This window comes from Bradyrhizobium sp. JHI2711, assembly GCF_056156565.1.
This window is the reverse complement of sequence record NZ_JBPZPT010000001.1, coordinates 394436-415560: the sequence shown is the minus strand read 5'-3', so window position 1 is coordinate 415560 and position 21125 is coordinate 394436. Positions and strand designations below refer to the sequence as shown.

20 protein-coding genes are annotated in these 21125 nt (G+C 63.8%); 3 read left to right on the top strand and 17 right to left on the bottom strand.

Annotated elements, in window-relative coordinates:
- Positions 1 to 143: 143 nt before the first annotated feature.
- From ACTEK7_RS01985 to eno, 14 genes are all read right to left on the bottom strand, one after another.
- On the bottom strand, positions 144 to 1385 hold the full coding sequence (locus ACTEK7_RS01985; RefSeq protein ID WP_225147111.1) for a threonine synthase: 1242 nt from the start codon (positions 1383 to 1385) through the stop codon (positions 144 to 146).
- A 133-nt stretch (positions 1386 to 1518) separates the two neighbouring features.
- On the bottom strand, positions 1519 to 2940 hold the full coding sequence (gene lpdA / locus ACTEK7_RS01980) for a dihydrolipoyl dehydrogenase (RefSeq protein WP_225140003.1): 1422 nt from the start codon (positions 2938 to 2940) through the stop codon (positions 1519 to 1521).
- Between the two features lie 17 nt (positions 2941 to 2957).
- Entirely contained in the window at positions 2958 to 3164 is a 207-nt protein-coding gene (locus ACTEK7_RS01975) for a hypothetical protein (protein WP_225124159.1), read from the bottom strand.
- Positions 3165 to 3213: 49 nt separating this feature from the next.
- Entirely contained in the window at positions 3214 to 4563 is a 1350-nt protein-coding gene (locus ACTEK7_RS01970) for a pyruvate dehydrogenase complex dihydrolipoamide acetyltransferase (protein ID WP_225147112.1), read from the bottom strand.
- Positions 4564 to 4626: 63 nt separating this feature from the next.
- Positions 4627 to 5079, bottom strand: a complete 453-nt coding sequence (locus ACTEK7_RS01965) for a nucleoside deaminase (protein WP_225147113.1) — start codon at positions 5077 to 5079, stop codon at positions 4627 to 4629.
- Positions 5080 to 5081: 2 nt separating this feature from the next.
- A complete protein-coding gene (locus ACTEK7_RS01960; protein WP_008547332.1) occupies positions 5082 to 5384 on the bottom strand; it encodes a DUF5076 domain-containing protein in 303 nt (100 codons plus the stop codon).
- Positions 5385 to 5387: 3 nt separating this feature from the next.
- Positions 5388 to 6770 (bottom strand): pyruvate dehydrogenase complex E1 component subunit beta, encoded by a 1383-nt coding sequence (locus ACTEK7_RS01955; RefSeq protein WP_036009859.1) that lies wholly within the window; start codon positions 6768 to 6770, stop codon positions 5388 to 5390.
- A 28-nt stretch (positions 6771 to 6798) separates the two neighbouring features.
- Complete coding sequence (pdhA, locus tag ACTEK7_RS01950; protein WP_036025165.1) at positions 6799 to 7821, bottom strand: pyruvate dehydrogenase (acetyl-transferring) E1 component subunit alpha; 1023 nt, start codon at positions 7819 to 7821, stop codon at positions 6799 to 6801.
- A 265-nt stretch (positions 7822 to 8086) separates the two neighbouring features.
- A complete protein-coding gene (adh, locus tag ACTEK7_RS01945; RefSeq protein ID WP_225147114.1) occupies positions 8087 to 9604 on the bottom strand; it encodes an aldehyde dehydrogenase in 1518 nt (505 codons plus the stop codon).
- 267 nt (positions 9605 to 9871) lie between these two features.
- Complete coding sequence (locus ACTEK7_RS01940; protein WP_192893195.1) at positions 9872 to 10831, bottom strand: helix-turn-helix domain-containing protein; 960 nt, start codon at positions 10829 to 10831, stop codon at positions 9872 to 9874.
- Between the two features lie 220 nt (positions 10832 to 11051).
- Positions 11052 to 11369 (bottom strand): FtsB family cell division protein, encoded by a 318-nt coding sequence (locus ACTEK7_RS01935; protein ID WP_025036496.1) that lies wholly within the window; start codon positions 11367 to 11369, stop codon positions 11052 to 11054.
- A 178-nt stretch (positions 11370 to 11547) separates the two neighbouring features.
- Positions 11548 to 12099 carry an NADPH-dependent FMN reductase gene (locus ACTEK7_RS01930; RefSeq protein WP_036009870.1) on the bottom strand — a complete coding sequence of 184 codons (552 nt, stop codon included), beginning with the start codon at positions 12097 to 12099 and terminating at the stop codon, positions 11548 to 11550.
- Between the two features lie 203 nt (positions 12100 to 12302).
- A complete protein-coding gene (locus tag ACTEK7_RS01925; protein ID WP_109143644.1) occupies positions 12303 to 13436 on the bottom strand; it encodes a zinc-binding dehydrogenase in 1134 nt (377 codons plus the stop codon).
- Positions 13437 to 13482: 46 nt separating this feature from the next.
- A complete protein-coding gene (eno, locus tag ACTEK7_RS01920) occupies positions 13483 to 14766 on the bottom strand; it encodes a phosphopyruvate hydratase (protein WP_109145783.1) in 1284 nt (427 codons plus the stop codon).
- Positions 14767 to 14940: 174 nt separating this feature from the next.
- Between eno and ACTEK7_RS01915 the strand changes: the two genes are divergently transcribed.
- Complete coding sequence (locus ACTEK7_RS01915) at positions 14941 to 15918, top strand: Vgb family protein (RefSeq protein ID WP_036009875.1); 978 nt, start codon at positions 14941 to 14943, stop codon at positions 15916 to 15918.
- Positions 15919 to 16030: 112 nt separating this feature from the next.
- Positions 16031 to 16507, top strand: coding sequence for a preQ(1) synthase (queF, locus tag ACTEK7_RS01910; RefSeq protein WP_192893427.1), 477 nt, complete (start codon positions 16031 to 16033; stop codon positions 16505 to 16507).
- 78 nt (positions 16508 to 16585) lie between these two features.
- Here the strand turns inward: queF and acmB are convergent, their stop codons facing one another.
- Positions 16586 to 17779: a methyl acetate hydrolase AcmB gene (gene acmB / locus ACTEK7_RS01905; protein ID WP_225147115.1), complete on the bottom strand. Its 1194-nt coding sequence runs from the start codon at positions 17777 to 17779 to the stop codon at positions 16586 to 16588.
- Between the two features lie 55 nt (positions 17780 to 17834).
- Positions 17835 to 19475, bottom strand: a complete 1641-nt coding sequence (locus ACTEK7_RS01900; RefSeq protein ID WP_225147116.1) for a flavin-containing monooxygenase — start codon at positions 19473 to 19475, stop codon at positions 17835 to 17837.
- 313 nt (positions 19476 to 19788) lie between these two features.
- On the opposite strand from ACTEK7_RS01900, the gene ACTEK7_RS01895 reads away from it, so the two are divergent.
- Positions 19789 to 20676, top strand: a complete 888-nt coding sequence (locus ACTEK7_RS01895; protein ID WP_225133712.1) for a helix-turn-helix domain-containing protein — start codon at positions 19789 to 19791, stop codon at positions 20674 to 20676.
- Between the two features lie 197 nt (positions 20677 to 20873).
- Here the strand turns inward: ACTEK7_RS01895 and ACTEK7_RS01890 are convergent, their stop codons facing one another.
- On the bottom strand, positions 20874 to 21119 hold the full coding sequence (locus ACTEK7_RS01890) for a cyclic nucleotide-binding domain-containing protein (protein ID WP_225125250.1): 246 nt from the start codon (positions 21117 to 21119) through the stop codon (positions 20874 to 20876).
- Between the last annotated feature and the right edge of the window lie 6 nt (positions 21120 to 21125).

Sequence of the window (21125 nt, the reverse complement as noted above, 5' to 3'; positions counted from 1 at the left end):
TCGCCCCGCTTGCGGGGAGAGGTCGAATTGCGAAGCAATTCGGGTGAGGGGGAGTCTCCGCGAACTCAACTGTCACTGTGTTTGCGGAAGCAGCCCCTCACCCCGACCCTCTCCCCGTAAGAACGGGGAGAGGGAGAAGCAAGTTAGAACTTCGAATAGTCAATCGGCTTGTGGCGATCGAGCGTGCGGGTGACCGGCGGCAGCGGATATTTCAGGCCGGTCGCGCAGTTGAACAGCATGACGCGATCGGTCTTGCTGACCCGGCCGTCGGCGAGACTTTCCTTGTAGGCGGCGTAGGTCGCGGCACCCTCGGGGCAGAGCAAGAGCCCCTCCTCGCGCGCGACCTCGTTCAGTGCCGCCGAGATCTTGTCGTCATCGACGGCAATGGCAAAACCTTTGCTCTCGCGCACGGCACGCAGGATGAGGAAATCGCCGATTGCCTGCGGCACGCGGATGCCCGAGGCGATGGTGTGTGCGTCCTCCCAGCGCGTCGCATGCTCGGTCCCGGCCTCATAGGCGCGCACCATCGGCGCGCAGCCGGAGGCCTGCACCGCGACCATGCGCGGGCGCTTTGAGCCGATGAAGCCGATCTTCTCCAGCTCGTCGAACGCCTTCCACATCCCGATCAGGCCGGTGCCGCCGCCGGTCGGATAGAAGATCACGTCAGGCACGTCCCAGCCGAGCTGCTCGGCGAGCTCGAGGCCCATCGTCTTCTTGCCCTCGATGCGGTACGGCTCCTTCAAGGTCGAGGTGTCGAACCAGCCGACTTTCGCCTTGCCCTCGCCGACGATCTTGCCGCAATCGTCGATATAGCCGTTGACGCGGTAGACGGTCGCGCCCTGCAGCTCGATCTCGCTGACGTTCACTTCGGGCGTATCGGCCGGGCAGAAGATCGTGGTCTTGATGCCGCAGGACGTGGCATAGGCCGCCAGCGCCGCGCCGGCATTGCCGTTGGTCGGCATCGCCATGTGCTTGATGCCGAGCGCCTTGCCCATCGACACCGCCATCACGAGGCCGCGCGCCTTGAATGAGCCGGTCGGCAGCCGTCCCTCGTCCTTGACGATGACCTCGCCGCCGCCGAGTTTTGCGCCGAGCTTCGGCAGCCGGATCAGGGGCGTCGTGACTTCGCCGAGCGAGACGATGTCCTTGCATTTGCGCACCGGCAGCAGCTCGCGATAGCGCCACATGTCGCCGGGGCGCTGGGCGAGCGCATCCTTGGTCAGCGCCTTCTTCACGCCCGCGAGGTCGTAGCGGACCAGAAGCGGCTTGCCGGCCTTGGAGAGGTTGTGAACCTCGTCGGCCGCGTAATGATCGCCGTCCATCGCGCATTCGAGATGGGTGACGAAGGTCGGGCGTTCGATGGTGAGATTGTCGTTGTCGTTCATGCTGCTTCTTTCTTCTTGTTTATTCAATCCGCTCTATCCACTCGTCATTGCGAGGAGCTCTTGCGACGAAGCAATCAAGACTGTTTCCACAGCTGCAGTCTGGATTGCTTCGCTTCGCTCGCAATGACGGCTGTCAAATGTTCAACACCCGTCCATACGCATCCAGCACGGCTTCCTTCATCATCTCCGACAGGGTCGGATGCGGGAAGACCGTGTGCATCAGCTCTTCTTCCGTCGTCTCCAGATTCATGGCGACGACGTAGCCCTGGATCAGCTCGGTGACCTCCGCGCCGACCATGTGGGCCCCGAGCAGTTGGCCGGTCTTCTTGTCGAAGATCACCTTGACCAGGCCCTGGTCCTCGCCGAGCGCGATCGCTTTGCCATTGCCGACGAAGGGGAAGCGGCCGACGCGGATTTCGCGGCCGCTCTCTTTCGCTTTGGCTTCGGTGAGGCCAACCGAGGCGACCTGAGGGTGGCAATAGGTGCAGCCCGGGATCATGTTCTTGTCGAGGGGATGCGGATTGAGGCCCTTGATCGCTTCGACGCAGATCACGCCCTCATGCTCGGCCTTGTGCGCCAGCATCGGCGGACCGGCGACATCGCCGATGGCGTAGATGCCGGGGACGTTGGTCTTGCCGTAGCCGTCGACCACGATGATGCCGCGGTCGGTCTTCACGCCGACTTTTTCCAGGCCGAGATTCTCGATGTTGCCGACGACGCCGACCGCCGAGATCACGCGCTCGAACTCTGATGTGACGGGCTTGCCCTTGCCGTCGTCAATGGTGGCGAGAACGCTGTCGGCCTTCTTCTCCAGCTTGGTGACCTTGGTCGAGGACATGATCTTGATGCCCTGCTTCTCCAGCCGCTTGCGGGCGAGGCCCGCGATCTCGGCGTCCTCGACGGGCAGAATCTGCGGCAGCACCTCGACCACGGTGACGTCGCTTCCCATGGTGTGGAAGAACGAGGCGAACTCGATGCCGATCGCGCCGGAGCCGACCACCAGCAGCGACTTCGGCATCCGCTCCGGCACCATCGCCTCGAAATAGGTCCAGACCAGCTTCTTGTCCGGCTCGAGGCCGGGCAGCACGCGCGGCCGCGCGCCGGTGGCGACGATGATGTGCTTGGCCTGGTAGGTCCCCTCGCCTAGCGCGCCCTTCGGGCCCTCGACGTCGGACTTCTTCACCGTGACCTTGCCGGGCGCATCGATCGAGGCCGCGCCCCAGATCACGCTGACCTTGTTCTTCTTCATCAGGAAGCCGACGCCGTCGTTGAGGCGCTTGGAGACGCCGCGCGAACGTTGCACCACCGCCTTCGGATCGAACGAGACCTTCTCGGCGGAGAGCCCGTAGTCCTTCGCGTGCTGCATGTAGTGGTAGATCTCGGCCGAACGCAGCAGCGCCTTGGTCGGAATGCAGCCCCAGTTGAGGCAGATGCCGCCGAGATAGGATTTTTCGACGATCGCGGTCTTGAAGCCGAGCTGCGCGGCGCGGATGGCGGTGACATAGCCGCCGGGGCCGGAGCCGATGATGATGACGTCGAAGGATGTGTCGGCCATAGCGGCTCCCGTTCAACTCAAGAAGCGCCGCGGGCGCGGCGCTTGACCAGAAAAGACCTCACCAGCCATTCGAGCAGCACCACCAGGACTATGATGGCAAGCGCAGTGAGCACGATCGGCTGAGCGATGTTCCGTGCCAGCTGCTCGCCGGCAAAGAACGCAGAGTGAAGAAAATCGAGCCCGACGGGGTTGAGCGCGACGATGACTCCGAGCAATAGCGATATCCATGGCCAGCGGGTCCGGACATGCAAGGTTGCCCCCTCTGCCGCCGCTTCAGACCATCATCATCACGGGTTTTTCGATCAGCTGCTTGAACGCGCCGATCAGCTCGGCGCCGAGCGCGCCGTCGATGGCGCGGTGATCGCAGGACAAGGTCACGCTCATCATGTGCGCGATCTCGATCTTGCCGCCGCGCACCACGGGACGCTCCTCGCTGGTGCCAACCGCAAGGATCGTGGCATGAGGCGGATTGATCACCGCAGTGAAGTGGCTGATGCCGTACATGCCGAGGTTGGAAACGGCCGTGGTGCCGCCCTGGTATTCCTCCGGCTTGAGCTTGCGCGAGCGGGCGCGCGCGGCAAAATCCTTCATCTCGTTGGAGATGGTCGAGAGCGTCTTGGTCTCCGCTTTCCGGATGATCGGCGTGATCAGGCCGCCGGGCATCGCGACGGCGACGCCGACGTCGGAATGGTGGTGCTTGACCATGCCGCTTTCGGTCCAGCTGACGTTGCAGTTCGGGATCTTCTGCAGCGCCACCGCCATCGCCTTGATGACGAAATCGTTGACCGAGATCTTGTAGAGCGGCTTCTTCTCCTTGTCCTTCGGCGCGGCGGTGTTGATCTCCTCGCGGGCAGTGAGCAGCTTGCCGATGTCGCAGTCGATGGTGAGGTAGAAGTGCGGGACGTTCTGGATCGATGCGGTCAGGCGCTGGGCGATGGTGCGGCGCATGCCGTCATGCGGGACGATGTCGTAGGAGCCGGGCTCGAACAGCGATAGGATCTGCTTGTCCGACATGGTCGGCGCGATCGCAGGCGCGCCTGACGGTGCCGCGGCGGGCGCTTTCAGACCCTTGCCGGACTTGGCCTGCTCGACGTCGCGGGCGACCACGCGGCCGTGCGGACCGGTGCCGGCGACCAGGGCGACATCGATGCCGGCCTCCTTGGCGAGACGGCGCGCCAGCGGCGACGAGAATACACGGCCGCCATGACCATTGGCTTGCGCTGCCGGAGCTGCAGCCTGCTGCGCGGGTGCCGCGGCGGGCGCAGCAGCTTTCGGTGCGGCAGGCGCAGGCGCGGGAGCCGGCGAAGCAGGAGCCTCAGCAGCCTTCGGCGGCGCGGCCGAAGCGCTGGGCTTGGCGCTCCCTGCAGCCTTCACGTCCTCACCCTCGCCGGCGAGTACCGCGATCACGTCGTTCACCGGAACGTCCTGCGTGCCCTCGGGCACCAGGATCTTGGCGATCGTGCCCTCGTCGATCGCCTCGACCTCCATGGTCGCCTTGTCGGTCTCGATCTCGGCGATGACGTCGCCGGACTTGACCTTGTCGCCCTCCTTCTTCAGCCACTTGGCGAGGTTGCCCTTCTCCATCGTCGGCGAGAGAGCGGGCATCAGGATGTTGATGGGCATGCTGACCTCAAGAAGAACTTTGCAAAACGTCGTCATCCGACAGCGGCGACGAACAGACCAGGTTTAGTTGCCGATGTCGCCCTGCCACAGGCGCTCATTGGCAGGGATGGAACGCCAATTCTTCATCATGGTGATGGAGCGGTCGTCGGCAAGGTCGATCCACGGAATCCCGAACTTGTCGAGAATGTCCCTGGAGCCTTCGAAGGTGACGGATTCCCCGATCACCACCAGCTTGACCTTGAACAGCGCGAGCGCGCCGGCGCACATCGAGCAAGGCGACAGCGTGGTGTACATGACGGTGTCGTGGAACGAGATCGCGCCGGCCTCGCGCAGGCAGCTCATCTCGCCATGCAGGATCGGATTGTTCTCCTGCACGCGGTTGTTGTGGCCGCGGGCGATGATCTTGTTGTCGCGCGTCAGCACCGCGCCGATCGGCAAGCCGCCCTGCACGATCGAGGCTTCCGCCTCGCGGATCGCCTCCAGCATGAAATCGTAATGATAGGCTTCGATCGCCATGGTCAGTGCCCCTTGCCGCGTGGCGTGGTAGTGCCCGTGTCGGTGGGGCGCTCGATCTCGGCCTGGAACATGTCGAGGATCCGGTTCAGCGCGTCCTCCTCGGTATATTCGCTCTCGCGCGCATAGGCGCGCGCGGCATGACGTGCGAGATCGACGAGCAGGAGGCCCCACATGTCCGGCTCCTCGAAGGCGCGCTGGAACGCCATCGACAGCCCACCATCCAGAACGAACACGCGCAGGATCTCGACCGCGTCGTCGCGGGTCATGACGTCTGGCGGCAGTGGCTGCTCCTTGGGGCCTGCCATGATCTACCTGTAGCAGACGGCTTTGGCGGCTTCGACGACGTCCGCCGCCGAGGGCAGCGCGAGCTTCTCCAGGTTCGCGGCATAGGGCATCGGCACGTCCTTGCCAGACACGCGCGTCACCGGCGCATCAAGATAGTCGAAGGCGTTCTCCATGATGCGCGCGGCGATCTCGGCGCCGACGCCGCTCTGGGCCCACCCCTCTTCCACCGTAACCGCACGTCCCGTTTTCTTCACGGAGTTGATGATGGTCTCCGTGTCCATCGGGCGCAGCGTGCGCAGGTCGATTACCTCGGCCTCGATGCCGTCCTTGGCGAGCTCGTCCGCAGCCTTCAGCGCATAGGTCATGCCGTTCGACCAGGAGATGATCGTGACGTGACTGCCGGCGCGCACGATGCGCGCCTTGCCGATCGGAATGATGAAGTCGTCGAGCTTCGGGACTTCGCCAGTGTGGCCGTACAGCACCTCGTTCTCGAGGAAGATCACCGGGTTGGGATCGCGGATCGCAGCCTTGAGCAGGCCCTTGGCGTCCGCGGCGGAATACGGCGCGACCACCTTGAGGCCCGGGACGTGCGAATACCACGCCGAATAGTCCTGGCTGTGCTGGGCGGCAACGCGCGCGGCCGCACCGTTCGGACCGCGGAACACGATCGAGCAGCCCATCTGGCCACCGGACATGTAGAGCGTCTTGGCCGCGGAGTTGATGATCTGGTCGATCGCCTGCATGGCGAAGTTGAAGGTCATGAACTCGACGATCGGCTTGAGACCGGTCATCGCGGCACCGACGCCGACGCCCGCGAAGCCGTGCTCGGTGATCGGCGTGTCGATCACGCGCTTGGCACCGAACTCCTGGAGCAGGCCCTGGGTCACCTTGTAGGCGCCCTGATATTCGGCAACTTCTTCGCCCATCACGAACACGTCCGCGTCGCGGCGCATCTCTTCGGCCATGGCATCGCGCAGCGCTTCGCGGATGGTCTGCGTCACCATTTCGGTGCCAGCGGGGACTTCCGGATCCGGCTCGGCGACGGCCTGCGGAGCAGGAGCGGCTTTCGGCGTGGGCGCCTCGGCCTTTGCTGCGGCCGGCGGCGCGGACTCCGCAGCCTTCGCCGCCGCTGCGGGTGCCTTGGCGAGATCAGCCGCGCTCTCGCCGTCTGCGAGGATGGTCGCGATCGGGGTGTTCACCGCGACGTCGGCGGTGCCCTCGGGGATCAGGATCTTGCCGAGCGTGCCCTCGTCGGTCGCCTCGACCTCCATGGTCGCCTTGTCGGTCTCGATCTCGGCGATGACGTCGCCGGACTTGATCGTCTCGCCCTCTTTCTTCAGCCATTTGGCGAGGTTGCCCTTCTCCATCGTGGGCGACAACGCGGGCATCAGCACTTGAATTGGCATATCTTCTCCAAAGAAAGCTTGCGCGCGTTCAGCGGTACACGTCGGTCCAGAGCTCGGCGGCATCCGGCTCGGGATCATGCTGGGCGAAATCGGCGGAGGCGTTGACGATGTCGCGCACCTCGGCGTCGATCGCCTTGAGGTCGGCCTCGCTGACCTTGGCGGCGAGCAGGCGATTGCGAACCTGCTCGATCGGATCCTGGTCGTGGCGAACCTTCTCCACCTCCTCGCGCGTACGATATTTTGCAGGATCAGACATCGAGTGGCCGCGATAGCGATAGGTCTGCATCTCCAGGATGAAAGGACCCTTGCCACCACGGCACCAGGCCGCCGCCTCCTCGCCCGCCGCCTTCACGGCGCGGACGTCCATGCCGTCGACCTGCTTGCCCGGGATGTTGAATGACGCCCCGCGCTTGGAAAAATCCTGCTGCGCCGAGGCGCGCGAGACCGAGGTGCCCATGGCGTAGCGGTTGTTCTCGATGACGTAGATCACCGGCAGCTTCCAGAGCTCCGCCATGTTGAAGCTCTCATAGACCTGGCCCTGATTGGCCGCGCCGTCGCCGAAATAGGTGACGCTGACATTGTCGTTGCCGCGATAGTGGTTGGCAAAGGCAAGGCCGGTGCCGAGCGAGACCTGGGCGCCGACGATGCCGTGACCGCCGTAGAAGTGCTTCTCCTTGCTGAACATGTGCATGGAGCCGCCCTTGCCCTTGGAATAGCCGCCGCGGCGTCCCGTCAGCTCGGCCATGACACCGTTGGCATCCATGCCGGTCGCAAGCATGTGACCGTGGTCGCGATAGCCGGTGATGACCTGATCGCCCTCTTTGAGGGCCATCTGCATGCCGACCACCACGGCCTCCTGGCCGATATAGAGGTGGCAGAAGCCGCCGATGGCGCCCATGCCGTAGAGCTGGCCTGCCTTTTCCTCGAAGCGCCGGATCAGGAGCATGTCGCGGAGCGCCTTGAGTTCCTGCTCCTTCGTGAATTCCGGGGGCGAACCGCCGTCGGTCTTGTCCTGTGGAGCGCTTGCGGCGGCTTTCTTGGGTGCGGCCATGGGAATTCCGGGTCAGAGAAAACTTTCGCCCTCTCTAACCCAAGTCAAACGCCCTTGGAAAGCACCGCGGCGGCATGGCACGACTTTCATTATGCCGCACTGCAACGTGATCGAAATATTGCAAAATCTTTGGCGCTGATCGGGCAACAAATCTATGAGCGCCATCGCGCGCGCAGATTCGTGACCGGATCAAGAACGGTGCACGACGCCAATTCCGACATGCGGAGCGGACGGCGCCGAAGCGGCGCCGCCCTCTCCGATCCGATCAGAAGAAGCCGAGCTTCTTCGGGCTGTAGCTGACCAGGAGGTTCTTGGTCTGCTGGTAATGATCGAGCATCATCTTGTGGGTCTCGCGCCCGACGCCCGACTGCTTGTAGCCGCCGAACGCCGCATGGGCGGGATAGGCATGGTAGCAATTGGTCCAGACCCGGCCGGCCTGGATCTCCCGGCCGAAGCGGTAGCAGCGATTGGCGTCGCGGCTCCAAACGCCGGCACCTAGGCCGTAGAGCGTGTCGTTGGCGATCGCGAGCGCCTCTTCGTCGGTCTTGAAGGTCGTGACCGAGACGACGGGGCCGAAAATCTCCTCCTGGAAGATTCGCATCTTGTTGTGGCCCTCGAACACGGTCGGCTGGACGTAGAAGCCGCCGGTGAGATCGCCGCCGAGATCGGCGCGTCCGCCGCCGGCCAGCACCTTGGCGCCCTCCTGCTTGCCGATGTCGATATAGGAGAGGATCTTGCTGAGTTGCTCGCTGGAGGCCTGTGCGCCGATCATGGTGGTGGGATCGCGCGGATCGCCCTGCTTGATCGCAGCGACGCGCTTGAGCGCCCGCTCCATGAAGCGGTCATAGATGTCGGCGTGGACCAGCGCCCGGCTCGGACAGGTGCAGACCTCGCCCTGGTTCAGCGCGAACATGACGAATCCCTCGATCGCCTTGTCGAAGAAATCGTCGTCCTCGGCGGTGACGTCCTTGAAGAAGATGTTCGGCGACTTGCCGCCGAGCTCGAGCGTGACAGGAATCAGATTCTGGCTGGCATATTGCATGATCAGCCGGCCCGTCGTGGTCTCGCCGGTGAAGGCGATCTTGGCAATGCGCGGGCTCGACGCCAGCGGCTTGCCGGCCTCGAGGCCAAAGCCGTTGACGATGTTGAGCACGCCGGCCGGCAGCAGGTCGGCGATGATCTCGGCGAAGACCATGATCGAGGCCGGGGTCTGCTCGGCGGGCTTGAGCACCACGCAATTGCCGGCGGCCAGCGCCGGCGCGAGCTTCCAACAGGCCATCAGAAGCGGAAAGTTCCAGGGAATGATCTGGCCGACCACGCCGAGCGGCTCGTGGAAATGATAGGCGATGGTGTCGTGGTCGATCTCGCCGATCGAGCCTTCCTGGGCGCGGACGACACCGGCGAAATAGCGGAAATGGTCGATCGCGAGCGGCAGGTCGGCGGCGCGCGTCTCGCGGATCGGCTTGCCGTTGTCCCAGGTCTCGGCAATCGCGAGGCGCTCGAGGTTCTCTTCCATGCGGTCGGCGATCCGGTTCAGGACCGCGGCGCGCTCGGCGACGCTGGTGCGGCCCCAGGCGGACTTGGCGGCATGCGCCGCGTCGAGCGCTGCCTCGATGTCCTGCGCGTCGGACCGCGCGATCTTGCAGACCACCCGGCCGGTCAGGGGCGAGGCATTGTCGAAATATTTCCCGGAGATCGGCGCGACGAACTTGCCGCCGATGAAATTGTCGTAGCGTTCGGCAAAGGGCACTTTGGTGACGCTGAGGAATTCCACCTTGTTCATTGATCACTCCCGATGTTGCTGTTTGCGCTTGTCGTCGCCTGTTCGCGACTTGCGCCGACGATGATGCGGGAGGTGTTTTCTGTCAGCCCGGGCGGAAGCGATGGTGGGGCGGACCTGTCGCAGAACTGCGACAGTCGTGGACGAGGTAAGCGTGAGATGGAGCGCTCACGGCCACCCTATCGTCATTGCGAGCGCAGCGAAGCAATCCAGAGTCCCTCCGCGGAAAGATTCTGGATTGCTTCGCTGCGCTCGCAATGACGGATGAGCTCAGTGGTTCAGCTCGAACCGCTTCAGCTTCCGATGGAGCGTGGCGCGGCTGACGCCGAGGGCCTTGGCGGCGGCGGAGACATTGCCGCCGGCGCGGAGCAGCGCCCGCTGCAGCACCGCGCGCTGGCCGCCGGCAAGATGATCGCGCGCGGCATCGCCGCCGAGAAGATCGGCCGCGGGCACCGGCCGCAACGCACCGCCGGGCGCGATGCCGAGCGCCAGCCGGGCGGAGCGCGTTGCGCCGATCACGAGATCGTCCGCATCGACCGCAACGAGGCCGCCGCAGCTTCCATCCGCCGCCTGTGTCAGCACGATGCGGGCATGGGCGAAGACCTTGCGAAATAGGTCGGCCTCGATCCGCCTGGCCGCCTCGCCTGCCGCGAGCGCGATCAGGCTGGCAAAGGCGTCGGTGCGGTCGGCGCGGCAGGAAGAGACGTCGAGCACGCCCGCGAGCGCCGCCTCGTGATCGTAGATCGGAACGGCGGTGCAGCTCAGAAGCGTGTTGCGCGCAAAGAAGTGCTGGTCGCGATCGATGGTCAGCGGACGCAGCTCGACGAGGCAAGTGCCGATACCGTTGGTGCCCTCGTGCTCCTCGCTCCAGAGTGCACCGGTCCAAAGGCCCCAGGACTGAAACGTCGCATCGTCCGCCACCGTGCCGCGGCGATCGACCGGCACGCCCTCGCGATCGGCGAGCAGCACGCAGCAGCCCGCAGCGCCGACAGCCTGATAAAGCCGGTCCATGGCGCCCTGGGCGGCCGCCAGAAGCGGCGCGATGCGCTCGCGCGCCTGCTGCAGCTCGGCCTCGGTCAGCCGCATCGGCGCGGCGTGGCCGCCGGGATCGAGATGGTGCAACCGGGAGGAACGGCGCCACGAGGCCACGAGCGCGGACCGTGCCGCCTGGCCTGACGCTATGGCGGCCTCGACGCGGGCCGCGTGATGCCGGGGCATTGTCCCATTCATCACAGTTTCCTCCGGATATCGATTGTAGGACGCGCCGGTGCTCCCCGGTTGATCTGCGTCAACTTCAGCGCGCGCCAGCAAAGGCATGAGCCCGCCGCGGCGCCGCCGTCAAGGGAACCGCCCGGATCGGGGGTTACGACCTTCGCAGGAGGAGGCAAAGTTGTGGTGGTCGGATGTCAGCAGCGACTTTCCCTGCGGCGTTCGAAAGCTGCGGATGCCGCTAGTTCGCCGGGATCATTCGAACGAGATCGCGCGGATGGACATAGTCGAGCTGGAAGCGCGCCCGCTCGTCCAGCATGTCCGGGTCGATCTTCTCGGACCGCAGCAGCGACACCCGTTGTTCGCTTCTGGCGCGCTCGCGCTTGAGCTGAGCCAGCTCGCTGGTCAGCGCGATGATCTCCTGGTCGAGCTCCTGGCGGGCGTTGAGACCGTATTTGCCGGTGTAGGCGTTGACGCCGAAATAGCCGACGATCGCCGCCGCCATCGCATAGAGGGCAAGACCGGTCAGGATCGATTTCAGGCGCGCGCGGGAGACCATCTTTGGAAGATGGGACAGGTTGGTTAAGGAAGTGCTAATTGCCAGAACGAGGCACTATCTCCATGACGCGTCATGCCCGGGCTTGTCCCGGCCATCCACGTGCTTTGCCGGCGATAACGAAGAACGTGGATGCCCGGGACAAGCCCGGGCATGACGGAGCGTCGGCTTGGCCGGAAGCTCAGCCCTGATTCTTCGCCACATGCGCGGCGAAGGCGTCGATGTATTGCTGCAGCACCGTCTTGAGGGAGTCCTTGGTCAGATTGCCGTCCGCATCGAAGGCATCGCCGACGCTACTGAGATAGATTTCCGGCTGCTGGAGGACCGGACCGGAAATGCCCGGCAGGATGTTCTGCAGATGCTTGGCCGCGCTGACGCCGCCGAGCAGCCCCGGCGAATTAGAGATGATGCCGACCGGTTTGCCGAGGAACGAGCTCTTGCCATAGGGGCGCGAGGCGACGTCGATGGCGTTCTTCAGGACGCCCGGGATCGAGCGGTTGTATTCGGGCGTGACGAACAGGACGCCATTCGACGTCTTGAGCTTCTCGCGGAAGGCGAGCCAGTCCGCGGGCGGCGCGCCCTCTAGGTCCTGGTTGAAGAACGAGATGCCCGCCGGCGTGATCACCTCGAGCTTGAGCGAGGCAGGCGCAAGCTTGGCGAGCGCATTGGCGATCTTGAGTGAGAAGCTGTCCTTGCGCAGGCTGCCAGCGATCGTGACGATGTTGTAGGCCATTGGGTGTCCTTGAAGGCTCGAGCGGAAATGCCGGGACGGCACTTAAGCCATCCGGGTCAATAGATGCAAGTGCATGAACCGGTCCGATTTGGAAACGCTGCGTTTCTGGAAATGGGTCCGGTTGCGATCCGTCCAGGCCACGATCAAAAGCAATCAGGCCGCCAAGCGGCGGCCTGATGCGTGTCGATAACCGACCGAAGCGATCACTTGTTCGGGTTGATGAGGAATTTTTCGCCGGTGGCCCGCTTGGCGTAGACTGCGATATTGGCGGGATCGAGCGCCTCGGCGAGCGAGACAACCTTGGTGTAATGGCTGGCGAAGGTGGTTTTGAGCTCGGATGCCACGCGCTGGCGCAGGCGGCCGATCTCGGCCGGGCCGATGTTTTGAAGGAATGGCGTGAGCAGCCAGCCGCCGACGCCCCAGCTGAGCCCGAACGAGCGGTTCAGCTCCGTCGGCCGCGTGTCGAGGCTGCCATAGATGTAGACCTGCTTGTACACGTTGGAGCCGTAGCGGCTGTATTCCTTCGCGGTCTTGTTGGCTGCGATCTCCATCGCGGTCAGGATCTGGCTCGCCAGCTTGCCGCCGCCGATGGCGTCGAAGGCGATGGTGGCGCCGGTCTCGACCAGCGCGTTGGTCAGATCGTCCATGAAGTTGGGCGCGCTGGAATCCACGACGTACTTTGCGCCGATCTTGTGCAGGATGTCGGCCTGCTCCTTGTTCCTGACGATATTGACGAGGCCGATGCCGTCCTTGATGCAGATCTTGTTGAGCATCTGACCGAGATTGGAGGCTGCGGCCGTGTGCACGAGCGCCTTGTGGTTCTCCCGCCGCATCGTCTCGGTCATGCCGAGTGCAGTTAGCGGATTGACGAACCAGGAAGCGCCGTCCGCCGCCGTGGTGCCCGGCGGCAGCTCCATGACGTCGCGGACCTTGAGCACGCGGTACTGCGTGTACATCCCGCCGCCGATCATCGACACCGTCTTGCCCATCAGGGCCTTGGCCGCATCCGACGATCCGGTCCGTATCACCGTGCCGGCGCCCTCGTTGCCGACCGGCAGCGACTGATCGAATCTCGCCGCCATCATCCGCATCGCCGCCTCCGGCATCGTGGCGGTGATGACCGGCATCTCCTTGCTGCCGGAGACCTTGGCGGCCGACATGTCGGCGGGACCGATCAGGAGCCCGAGGTCGGACGGGTTGATCGGGGTGGCCTCGACGCGAACCACGACCTCATCGTCGGCCGGCTCCGGGGTCGGGACCGTCACGAGAGACAATTCCAGCTCGCCGCTCTTCTTGAGCAGCGAACGCAATTCCAGTCCGGTCTTGCCGTCACTCATGTCGATCCTCCCCTGTCCTTCTGTTCGCGCGGATCGAGACGCCGGCTTACGCCAGCGCCTTCAGTGCCGCCCTGCCGCCATAGAGCGCCTGCTTGCCGAGCTGCTGCTCGATGCGCAAGAGCTGGTTGTATTTGGCGGTCCGGTCGGACCTTGCAAGGGAGCCGGTCTTGATCTGACCGCAATTGGTGGCGACCGCGAGGTCGGCGATGGTGGAATCCTCGGTCTCGCCGGAGCGGTGCGACATCACCGAGGTGTAGCCGGCCTTGTGCGCCATCTCGACCGCGGCGAGCGTCTCGGTCAGCGTGCCGATCTGGTTGACCTTGATCAGGATCGAGTTGGCGCGGCCGGTCTTGATGCCTTCGGCAAGGCGCTTGACGTTGGTGACGAAGAGGTCGTCGCCGACCAGCTGGCACTTCTTGCCGATCAGGTCAGTGAGCTCCTTCCAGCCGTCCATGTCGTCTTCCGACATGCCGTCCTCGATGGTCACGATCGGATAGCGCGCGACGAGGTCGGCAAGATACTTCGCCTGCTCGGTGATCGAACGGGTCTTGCCCTCGCCTTCATAGACGTATTTGCCGTCCTTGAAGAACTCGGTCGAGGCGCAGTCGAGGCCGAGCATGATGTCGGTGCCCGCCTTGAAGCCGGCCTTGCCGATCGCATTCATGACGAAGTCGAGCGCGGCGTCCGCCGACGGCAGGTTCGGAGCGAAACCGCCCTCGTCGCCGACATTGGTGTTGTGGCCGGCCTTCTTCAATTCGGACTTCAGCGTATGGAAGACTTCCGCGCCGTAGCGCAGGCCCTCGGCAAAGCTCGAGGCGCCGACCGGCAGGATCATGAATTCCTGGAAGTCGATCGGGTTGTCGGCGTGCACGCCGCCATTGATGATGTTCATCATCGGCACCGGCAGCAGGCGCGCGGAGGTGCCGCCGACGTAGCGATAGAGCGGCATGTCGAGCGAATTCGCGGCCGCCTTGGCGCAGGCCAGCGAGACGCCGAGGATGGCGTTGGCGCCGAGCCGGCTCTTGTTCGGCGTGCCGTCGAGGTCGATCATGATCTGGTCGATCTGGGCCTGCTGCTCGACATCGAGGCCGCTCAGGGCCTCGAAGATCTCGCCATTGACGGCGCCGACCGCCTTGGTCACGCCCTTGCCGAGATAGCGCGCCTTGTCGCCGTCGCGCAGTTCCACGGCCTCATGGGCGCCGGTGGAGGCGCCGGACGGAACCGCGGCGCGGCCGAGCGCCCCGTCCTCCAGCACGACATCGACCTCGACGGTGGGATTGCCCCGGCTATCGAGAATTTCGCGGCCGATGATGTCGATGATGGCGGTCATGATGTCCACTTCCGTTCGTTGGGGCTGATCGGTGCCGCGGGTCTTACACGGGCCGCAAGCAAATGTGAACGCTTGGACGCACGGCTCCGACTGACGCGAAAGGCGCCTCAGAATATGCTCGACCACGTCTGGTCCGCGTGCCCAACCTCAATCTCAAACAGTCGGGGTAACGCCATGAATCGCCGCCAATTTCTTGCTTCGAGCGCCGCGCTGCTCGCCGCCCGTCCAGGTTTTGCGCAGGAAGGCCCGTTCCGGACGAGATACTACCCGATCAGTCCGGGTATCGGCCTGCACGATCTCACGCCCGCCCCTGACGGCACCATCTGGTTCACGGCGCAGGGCAAGGGTCTGCTCGGCAGTCTCGATCCACGCGATGGCCGTTTCAAGACGGTCAGCCTAGGCCAGGGCGCAGCCCCACACGGCGTAACCGTCGGGCCCGACGGTGCGCCCTGGATCACCGAAGGCGGCCAGAACGCGATTGCGCGGGTCGACCCTGCCGATCTCAAGGTGACGCTGTTCCGCCTGCCGGAAAAGTTAGCCTCCGCCAATCTCAACACCGGCGTGTTCGACAGGGATGGCACCTACTGGTTCACCGGCCAGTCCGGCTATTACGGCCGGCTGTCTCCGAAGACCGGCGAGATGAACGTGTTCAAGGCACCGAAGGGGGTCGGCCCCTACGGCATCACGGTCACGCCCAAGGGCGATATCTGGTACGCCTCCCTCGGCGGCAGCCATATCGCGAAGATCGACCGCGCGGGCGGCAATGCGACCGTGGTCGAGCCGCCGACCCCGAACCAGGGGTCGCGGCGCGTCTGGTCGGATTCGAGGGGCCGGATCTGGGTCAGCGAGTGGAACAGCGGCCACGTCTCGGTGCATGATCCCGCGGACGGCTCGTGGAAGACCTGGAAGCTGCCAGGCGAACGTCCCCGCGCCTATGCCGTTTATGTCGACGACAAGGACAAGGTCTGGCTGACCGATTTCTCCGCCAACGCCATCGTGCGCTTCGATCCCGCCACCGAGAAGTTCAACGTCTTCGCCAGCGACAAGGCCAACGCCAATGTCCGCCAGCTCGACGGGCGGCCGGGCGAGCTTTGGGGCTGCGAGTCCGGCAACGACCGCATCGTCATGATCCAGACAATCGCCGCAGGTTGACGACGAGCCCGTTTGCGTCCATCCCGGCATCCTCTGGAGCGCGATCTTATCGCGCTCCTATTGCTTAATTGAGCATGATCTTTCGGAAAACCGGTGCCCACTTTTCCGGATCATGCTCCACAGGATGTTGACGACGATGGCGAAAAAGTCCCTCCAGCTCGGCCGCGCGGTCGAATGGCCGCACACGCCGGAAGAGGCCCAGCTCGACCGCGTGCCCAATCCGCAGAAAGGCACGGACTATCTGGTCCGCTTCACCGTGCCGGAATTCACCTCGCTCTGCCCTGTCACGGGCCAGCCGGATTTCGCGCATCTGATGATCGACTACGCGCCGGGGGCGTGGCTCCTGGAGTCGAAATCGCTCAAGCTCTACATCGCGAGCTTCCGCAATCACGGCGCCTTCCACGAGGACTGCACCGTGATGATCGGCAAGCGTATCGCGTCCGAGATCAAGCCGAAATTCCTGCGCATCGGCGGCTATTGGTATCCGCGCGGCGGCATCCCGATCGACGTGTTCTGGCAGACCGGCCGCGTGCCGAAGGGACTCTGGGTGCCGGAGCAAGGCGTGGCGCCCTATCGCGGGCGGGGCTAGGGCATGCTCGGTCACGTGTGACCATCAAGAGAAAACGGCCTCGGTCGACAGCGACGAGGCCGCTCTCGCAGCACGGTCCTAGCTTGCCAAGCGCTGCCTCAGGCTCTGGTAGAGCGCCGTCTCGAAGTTCATATAGCCGATGAATGATGTCGGATCACCGAAGGGCAGAATCTGGGTGGCCCAGAACCCGCCGACGTTGTTCTGCCGATCGATCCAGTAGAACAGGTTGGCAAGCCCGGCCCAGCCCAGCGCGCCGGCGGGACGTCCTGTCGGGGCTTCCTCGTCGTTGACCATGAAGCTCAACGCCCAGGATTTGGATTGGCCCGGAAAGAATTCCGCGTCGTTGCACAGTGACGGGATGACACCCGTGATCGGCGTTACCTTCCTGTCGCCCAGGTGGTTCCTTTCCGCCATCCGAACGGTTTCGGCTTTCAGCACGCGGCCGTGTTCGCCAACCCCATCATTCAGCCACATGCGGATGAAACGCATGTAGTCGCCGACCGCGCCGTACAGGCCGTGGCCGCCCATATGGACTTCGGGCTTTGCCGGAAGCTCGAAATCCATCGGCGTCAGCGACCCGTCGGCATTCCGCGCGTGGATGCCGGCCAGTTTCTGGCGCATCGCATCGGTCAGCTCGAAGGTCATGTCCTCGATCCCGAGCGGTTCGAAGATGCGTGTCTTGAAGACTTCACCGAGTCGCTTGCCCGCGATGGCCTCGACGATCTGGCCGCACCAGTCGAGATTTGTTCCATAGTCCCAGCGCTCGCCGGGATCGAACAGCAGCGGGGTCATCAGGGAGGCCTTGGTCGCGGTGATCACGCTGGGCTGCCCCTTCTCCTGCGCCAGCCGGTTGTAGATGTGGTTGATGAAATGGTAGCTCAGGCCCGCCGTGTGGGTCATCAGCATGCGCGTGGTGATATCGCGCTTCGGTGCACGCAGGATCGGCTCGCCCGCTGCATCGAAGCCCTCGATCACCTGCAGCTTTCCGATCTCGTTCGCGTAACGCTTCGCGGGCGCATCGAGATCGAGCTTGCCCTCCTCGACGAGTTGCAGAACGGCCGTGCCGGTAATCGCCTTGGTGGTGGAGAAAAGGGCAAAGACGCTGTCGGTGGTCATGTCCGCCGGCCGATCGAGACGGCGTTTGCCGGCTGCGCCTTCATAGATGTTGCGCCGGCGGTCCGTCACCATCGCGACAACGCCGGGCACGCGCGGCGTGGATGTGACGACGCCGTCGAGAACGGCATCTGCCGTCGCGCCAAAATTCATGATCATGATCGTCCTCCCGTGCTGGATTGTTTGATGTGGTCGATGCTCGCGTCGCGAGCGCTCATTGCATCGCGAAGCCCTCGTAACCGTTCACCGCGGCCTCGTCGCACTTCTGTCGATACGCGCCGACGCCGCCGCAGTACGACAGGACACGGCGCGGCTTGCCTTCGACGTTCGAGCCCAGGTACCAGGAATTGGTTTTCGCGATCAGCGTCGCGTTTGCGATCTCATCGTGATGGGCCACCCAGCTGTCCTGGGCGTCCTTTGTCGGCTCGACCACCTTCAGATCCTTGCTGCGCATGTACTTGATGCAGTCATCGATCCATTCGACCTGCTGCTGCAGGCACGTGGTCATGTTGCACAGCGCAGCCGATGGAGCGAGCGGAACGGCGGTCGTGAACAGGTTGGGATAGCCGTGAACCTGCAGGCCCATCGTGGTGCGGATGTCCCTGCCCCAGTCCTCCCTCAGCGATCGGCCGTCGCGACCCCTGATATCGATGCGCGTCAAGGCACCGGTGCCGGCGTCGAAGCCGGTTGCTAGGATAATGACATCCAGCTCATGGACCGTACCGTCAGCGGTCTGAATACCAGTGGGCGTGACGCGATCGATCGGATTGCTCTTGACGCTGACGATCTCGACGTTGGGGCGATGGAAGGCCTCGAGGAAGTTCTGCTCGAGCGGCACACGGTGCGTTCCGAAGCCATAATCGGCAGGAATCAACGCATCGCACAGTTTCGGATCCTCGAGCCGCTCGCGCATCTTCCCGCGCACGAATTCGGAGATCTCGGCATTGACCTCCGGGTCGAAGAACAGCTCGGCGAACGAGGATATCCATAGCTTCAGAGAACCGTCATTCCAGCAGGCCTCGATCACCGCGCGGCGGCGCTCCGGCGTGAGGTCTGCCCAGGCGTGCTCGAAGTCGTATTCAAAGCCGGTGAATGTGCGCGGCAGGCGTTCGGTGAGTGACTTGAATCTCGACTTGTAGTCCTCGACCTCCGCGGCCCCAAATTTCGGATTCTTCATCGGGATGATGTATTGCGGCGTCCGGATGAACACCTTGAGATGGCCGACATCGCCGGCGATCGTCTGGATGACCTGGATGCCGGTCGCACCGTTGCCGATGACTCCGACGCGCTTGCCTGCGAGTTCGACAGGCTGCTCCGGCCAGCGCGCCGTATGGAACAACTGTCCCTTGAAAGTCTCCTGCCCCGGAAAGGATACGTAGGGAGCCGACAGCATGCCGCAGCAGGTAACTAGAAACTGAGTATCGATCACGTCGCCCCGGTCGGTCGTGACCAGCCAGCGCTGCGAAGCCTCGTTGAAGTGCGCGCTCTTGACCGTCGTACTGAACTGGATGTCCTTGCGCAGATCGAGACGGTCGGCGACGTAGTTCATCCAGCGTTCGATTTCGGGCTGGCCCGGAAACTTCTCGCTCCAGCTCCAATCCTTGTAGAGCTCCTCGGAGAAAAGATATTGATAGATGTAGGCCTCGGAGTCGAAGCGCGCGCCGGGATATCGATTCCAATACCACGTGCCGCCGACGCCTGACGCGGCGTCGATCCCCCTGACGCTCAATCCCTGCTCGCGCAGACGATAGAGTTGATAGAGCCCGGCGACGCCGGCTCCGACAACCACGGCATCGAACCTCGCTGTTCCATGCGAACCGTTGCTTCCATTGGATTTGGTCAGGGCTTCCGCCATTTTTTCCTCCTCGGTGATTTTTGAGTGCGCACGACCTTCCCCATCCGTCATGCGATCGGGGGTGGTGCAGCGCGTCATTGTTGATCCCGTCAGTACGGGACGGGGAAAAGTTATGAGTATTCCGCCGGCTGGAGCTTGAACAAATCGGACAATTCTTTGAACGAAGCCGCGCGCTCCTCAGCCGGTCCTGCAGTTCGGCAACACGGCTCGCTTGGCAAATGGCAAAACCGGCTTATGCTCGTCTCCGCCGTTCGGCCAATGAGAAGCAGAAGCGGTCAACCGCGCCTTAGAATCAGGGAAGGAGTGGCGCGCGATGGGCCAATTAATCACGGTTGAGGAGCTCCCCCGCTACGCTCCCGGCCAATTGATGCTGGACAGTTCCGCCGTGGGCAAGGCTGACTTTCGGTTGCGCGTCTTCCGCTATGCGCCGTCCGACATCTGGGTGCCGCCGTCCGAGAATTTCCTGATCGTCGTCTATCGCGAAGGCACCACGTCAATGAACCGCCGTGTGACCGGCGCGTGGAAGCAGGATCACGTCGGACGCGGTGTCACAACCCTGCTGACACGTGCGGAGCCTTCGAACTGGCGCTGGAGCAATGACCTCGAAGTCAGCCATTTCTACATCTCGCCGAGCCTGATGACGAAGACCGCGAGCGAGGCATTCGACCGCGAGTCAGACGGCGTCGAACTCTACGATCTGCTCAGGATCGAAGATCCGGTGCTGACCTGGATCGGTGACCGGATGGTGCAGGAAGTGTCCGAAGGCGGCCCGGGCGGCCGGCTCTGCTACGATGCGCTGGCACTTCAGGCGAGCGTGCACATCTTGCGAAAATACGCCTCGGTGGAATTCAAGCTGCCCTGTCCGCAGGGGCGCTTCAGGCCAGCGCATGCAAGGCTGATCGAGGACTATGTCGAACAGAACATCTCCAGGAACATCACGCTCGAGGAGCTAGCCAACATCTGCAACTGCTCGCCGGTGCAGTTCGCGCGCAAGTTCCAGGTGCACTATGGCATGCGGCCGCATGCCTATGTCCTGAGCCGCAAGGTGGAGCGCGCCCGCCAACATCTGCGCAAGGATCGGCTCGCCCTGAAAGAGATTGCGCTCTTAAGCGGATTTTCCGATCAAAGCCATCTCAATCGGATTTTCCGCAGGTACATGAACGTCACGCCAGCTGAGTATCGCAAGAGCTGCGTGAGCTAGCCTCCTCCACCCAGTGTGACGTGGACGAAGTGAGACAGCCCACCCGTGTTCCGCGCAAGGTGCAGCGCGAAACGCTGCGCCCCGCACAGCCGGGACCGAGCGCCACGAATTCCGGACCCCGGATCAGCAACGCACCACGCCGCAAGTGCGGCGCGCTGCGTCGCATCAGGGGAACGAAAAACAATGTCTCGGTATAGTCAGTAGGCGCTCAGCAAATCCACCTTGGCATTCGCCAGCACCAGCCGCCGCGCCAGGATGGCGGCAAGATTGCGCATGATCTTCAACGACGTTTCCGGGTGCAGCCGGCGGTAATCGGCAAAGCTGTCGAGCGGCAGTTCGAGGCAGGTGACGGGCGTGTCGGCGAAGACGTCGGCGCTGCGGCTGTGCTCCAGGATCGCCATCTCGCCGAATTCCATGCCGGGACCATGCGAGGCGAGCCGCACGCCGCT

What these genes read in the sequence shown, in the direction of transcription:
- ACTEK7_RS01985 (WP_225147111.1), bottom strand. Translation starts at nt 1,385, where the DNA reads ATGAACGACAACGACAATCTCACCATCGAACGCCCGACCTTCGTCACC.
- lpdA (WP_225140003.1), bottom strand. Translation starts at nt 2,940, where the DNA reads ATGGCCGACACATCCTTCGACGTCATCATCATCGGCTCCGGCCCCGGC.
- ACTEK7_RS01970 (WP_225147112.1), bottom strand. Translation starts at nt 4,563, where the DNA reads ATGCCCATCAACATCCTGATGCCCGCTCTCTCGCCGACGATGGAGAAG.
- ACTEK7_RS01965 (WP_225147113.1), bottom strand. Translation starts at nt 5,079, where the DNA reads ATGGCGATCGAAGCCTATCATTACGATTTCATGCTGGAGGCGATCCGC.
- ACTEK7_RS01960 (WP_008547332.1), bottom strand. Translation starts at nt 5,384, where the DNA reads ATGGCAGGCCCCAAGGAGCAGCCACTGCCGCCAGACGTCATGACCCGC.
- ACTEK7_RS01955 (WP_036009859.1), bottom strand. Translation starts at nt 6,770, where the DNA reads ATGCCAATTCAAGTGCTGATGCCCGCGTTGTCGCCCACGATGGAGAAG.
- pdhA (WP_036025165.1), bottom strand. Translation starts at nt 7,821, where the DNA reads ATGGCCGCACCCAAGAAAGCCGCCGCAAGCGCTCCACAGGACAAGACC.
- adh (WP_225147114.1), bottom strand. Translation starts at nt 9,604, where the DNA reads ATGAACAAGGTGGAATTCCTCAGCGTCACCAAAGTGCCCTTTGCCGAA.
- ACTEK7_RS01940 (WP_192893195.1), bottom strand. Translation starts at nt 10,831, where the DNA reads ATGAATGGGACAATGCCCCGGCATCACGCGGCCCGCGTCGAGGCCGCC.
- ACTEK7_RS01935 (WP_025036496.1), bottom strand. Translation starts at nt 11,369, where the DNA reads ATGGTCTCCCGCGCGCGCCTGAAATCGATCCTGACCGGTCTTGCCCTC.
- ACTEK7_RS01930 (WP_036009870.1), bottom strand. Translation starts at nt 12,099, where the DNA reads ATGGCCTACAACATCGTCACGATCGCTGGCAGCCTGCGCAAGGACAGC.
- ACTEK7_RS01925 (WP_109143644.1), bottom strand. Translation starts at nt 13,436, where the DNA reads ATGAGTGACGGCAAGACCGGACTGGAATTGCGTTCGCTGCTCAAGAAG.
- eno (WP_109145783.1), bottom strand. Translation starts at nt 14,766, where the DNA reads ATGACCGCCATCATCGACATCATCGGCCGCGAAATTCTCGATAGCCGG.
- ACTEK7_RS01915 (WP_036009875.1), top strand. Translation starts at nt 14,941, where the DNA reads ATGAATCGCCGCCAATTTCTTGCTTCGAGCGCCGCGCTGCTCGCCGCC.
- queF (WP_192893427.1), top strand. Translation starts at nt 16,031, where the DNA reads ATGCTCCACAGGATGTTGACGACGATGGCGAAAAAGTCCCTCCAGCTC.
- acmB (WP_225147115.1), bottom strand. Translation starts at nt 17,779, where the DNA reads ATGATCATGAATTTTGGCGCGACGGCAGATGCCGTTCTCGACGGCGTC.
- ACTEK7_RS01900 (WP_225147116.1), bottom strand. Translation starts at nt 19,475, where the DNA reads ATGGCGGAAGCCCTGACCAAATCCAATGGAAGCAACGGTTCGCATGGA.
- ACTEK7_RS01895 (WP_225133712.1), top strand. Translation starts at nt 19,789, where the DNA reads ATGGGCCAATTAATCACGGTTGAGGAGCTCCCCCGCTACGCTCCCGGC.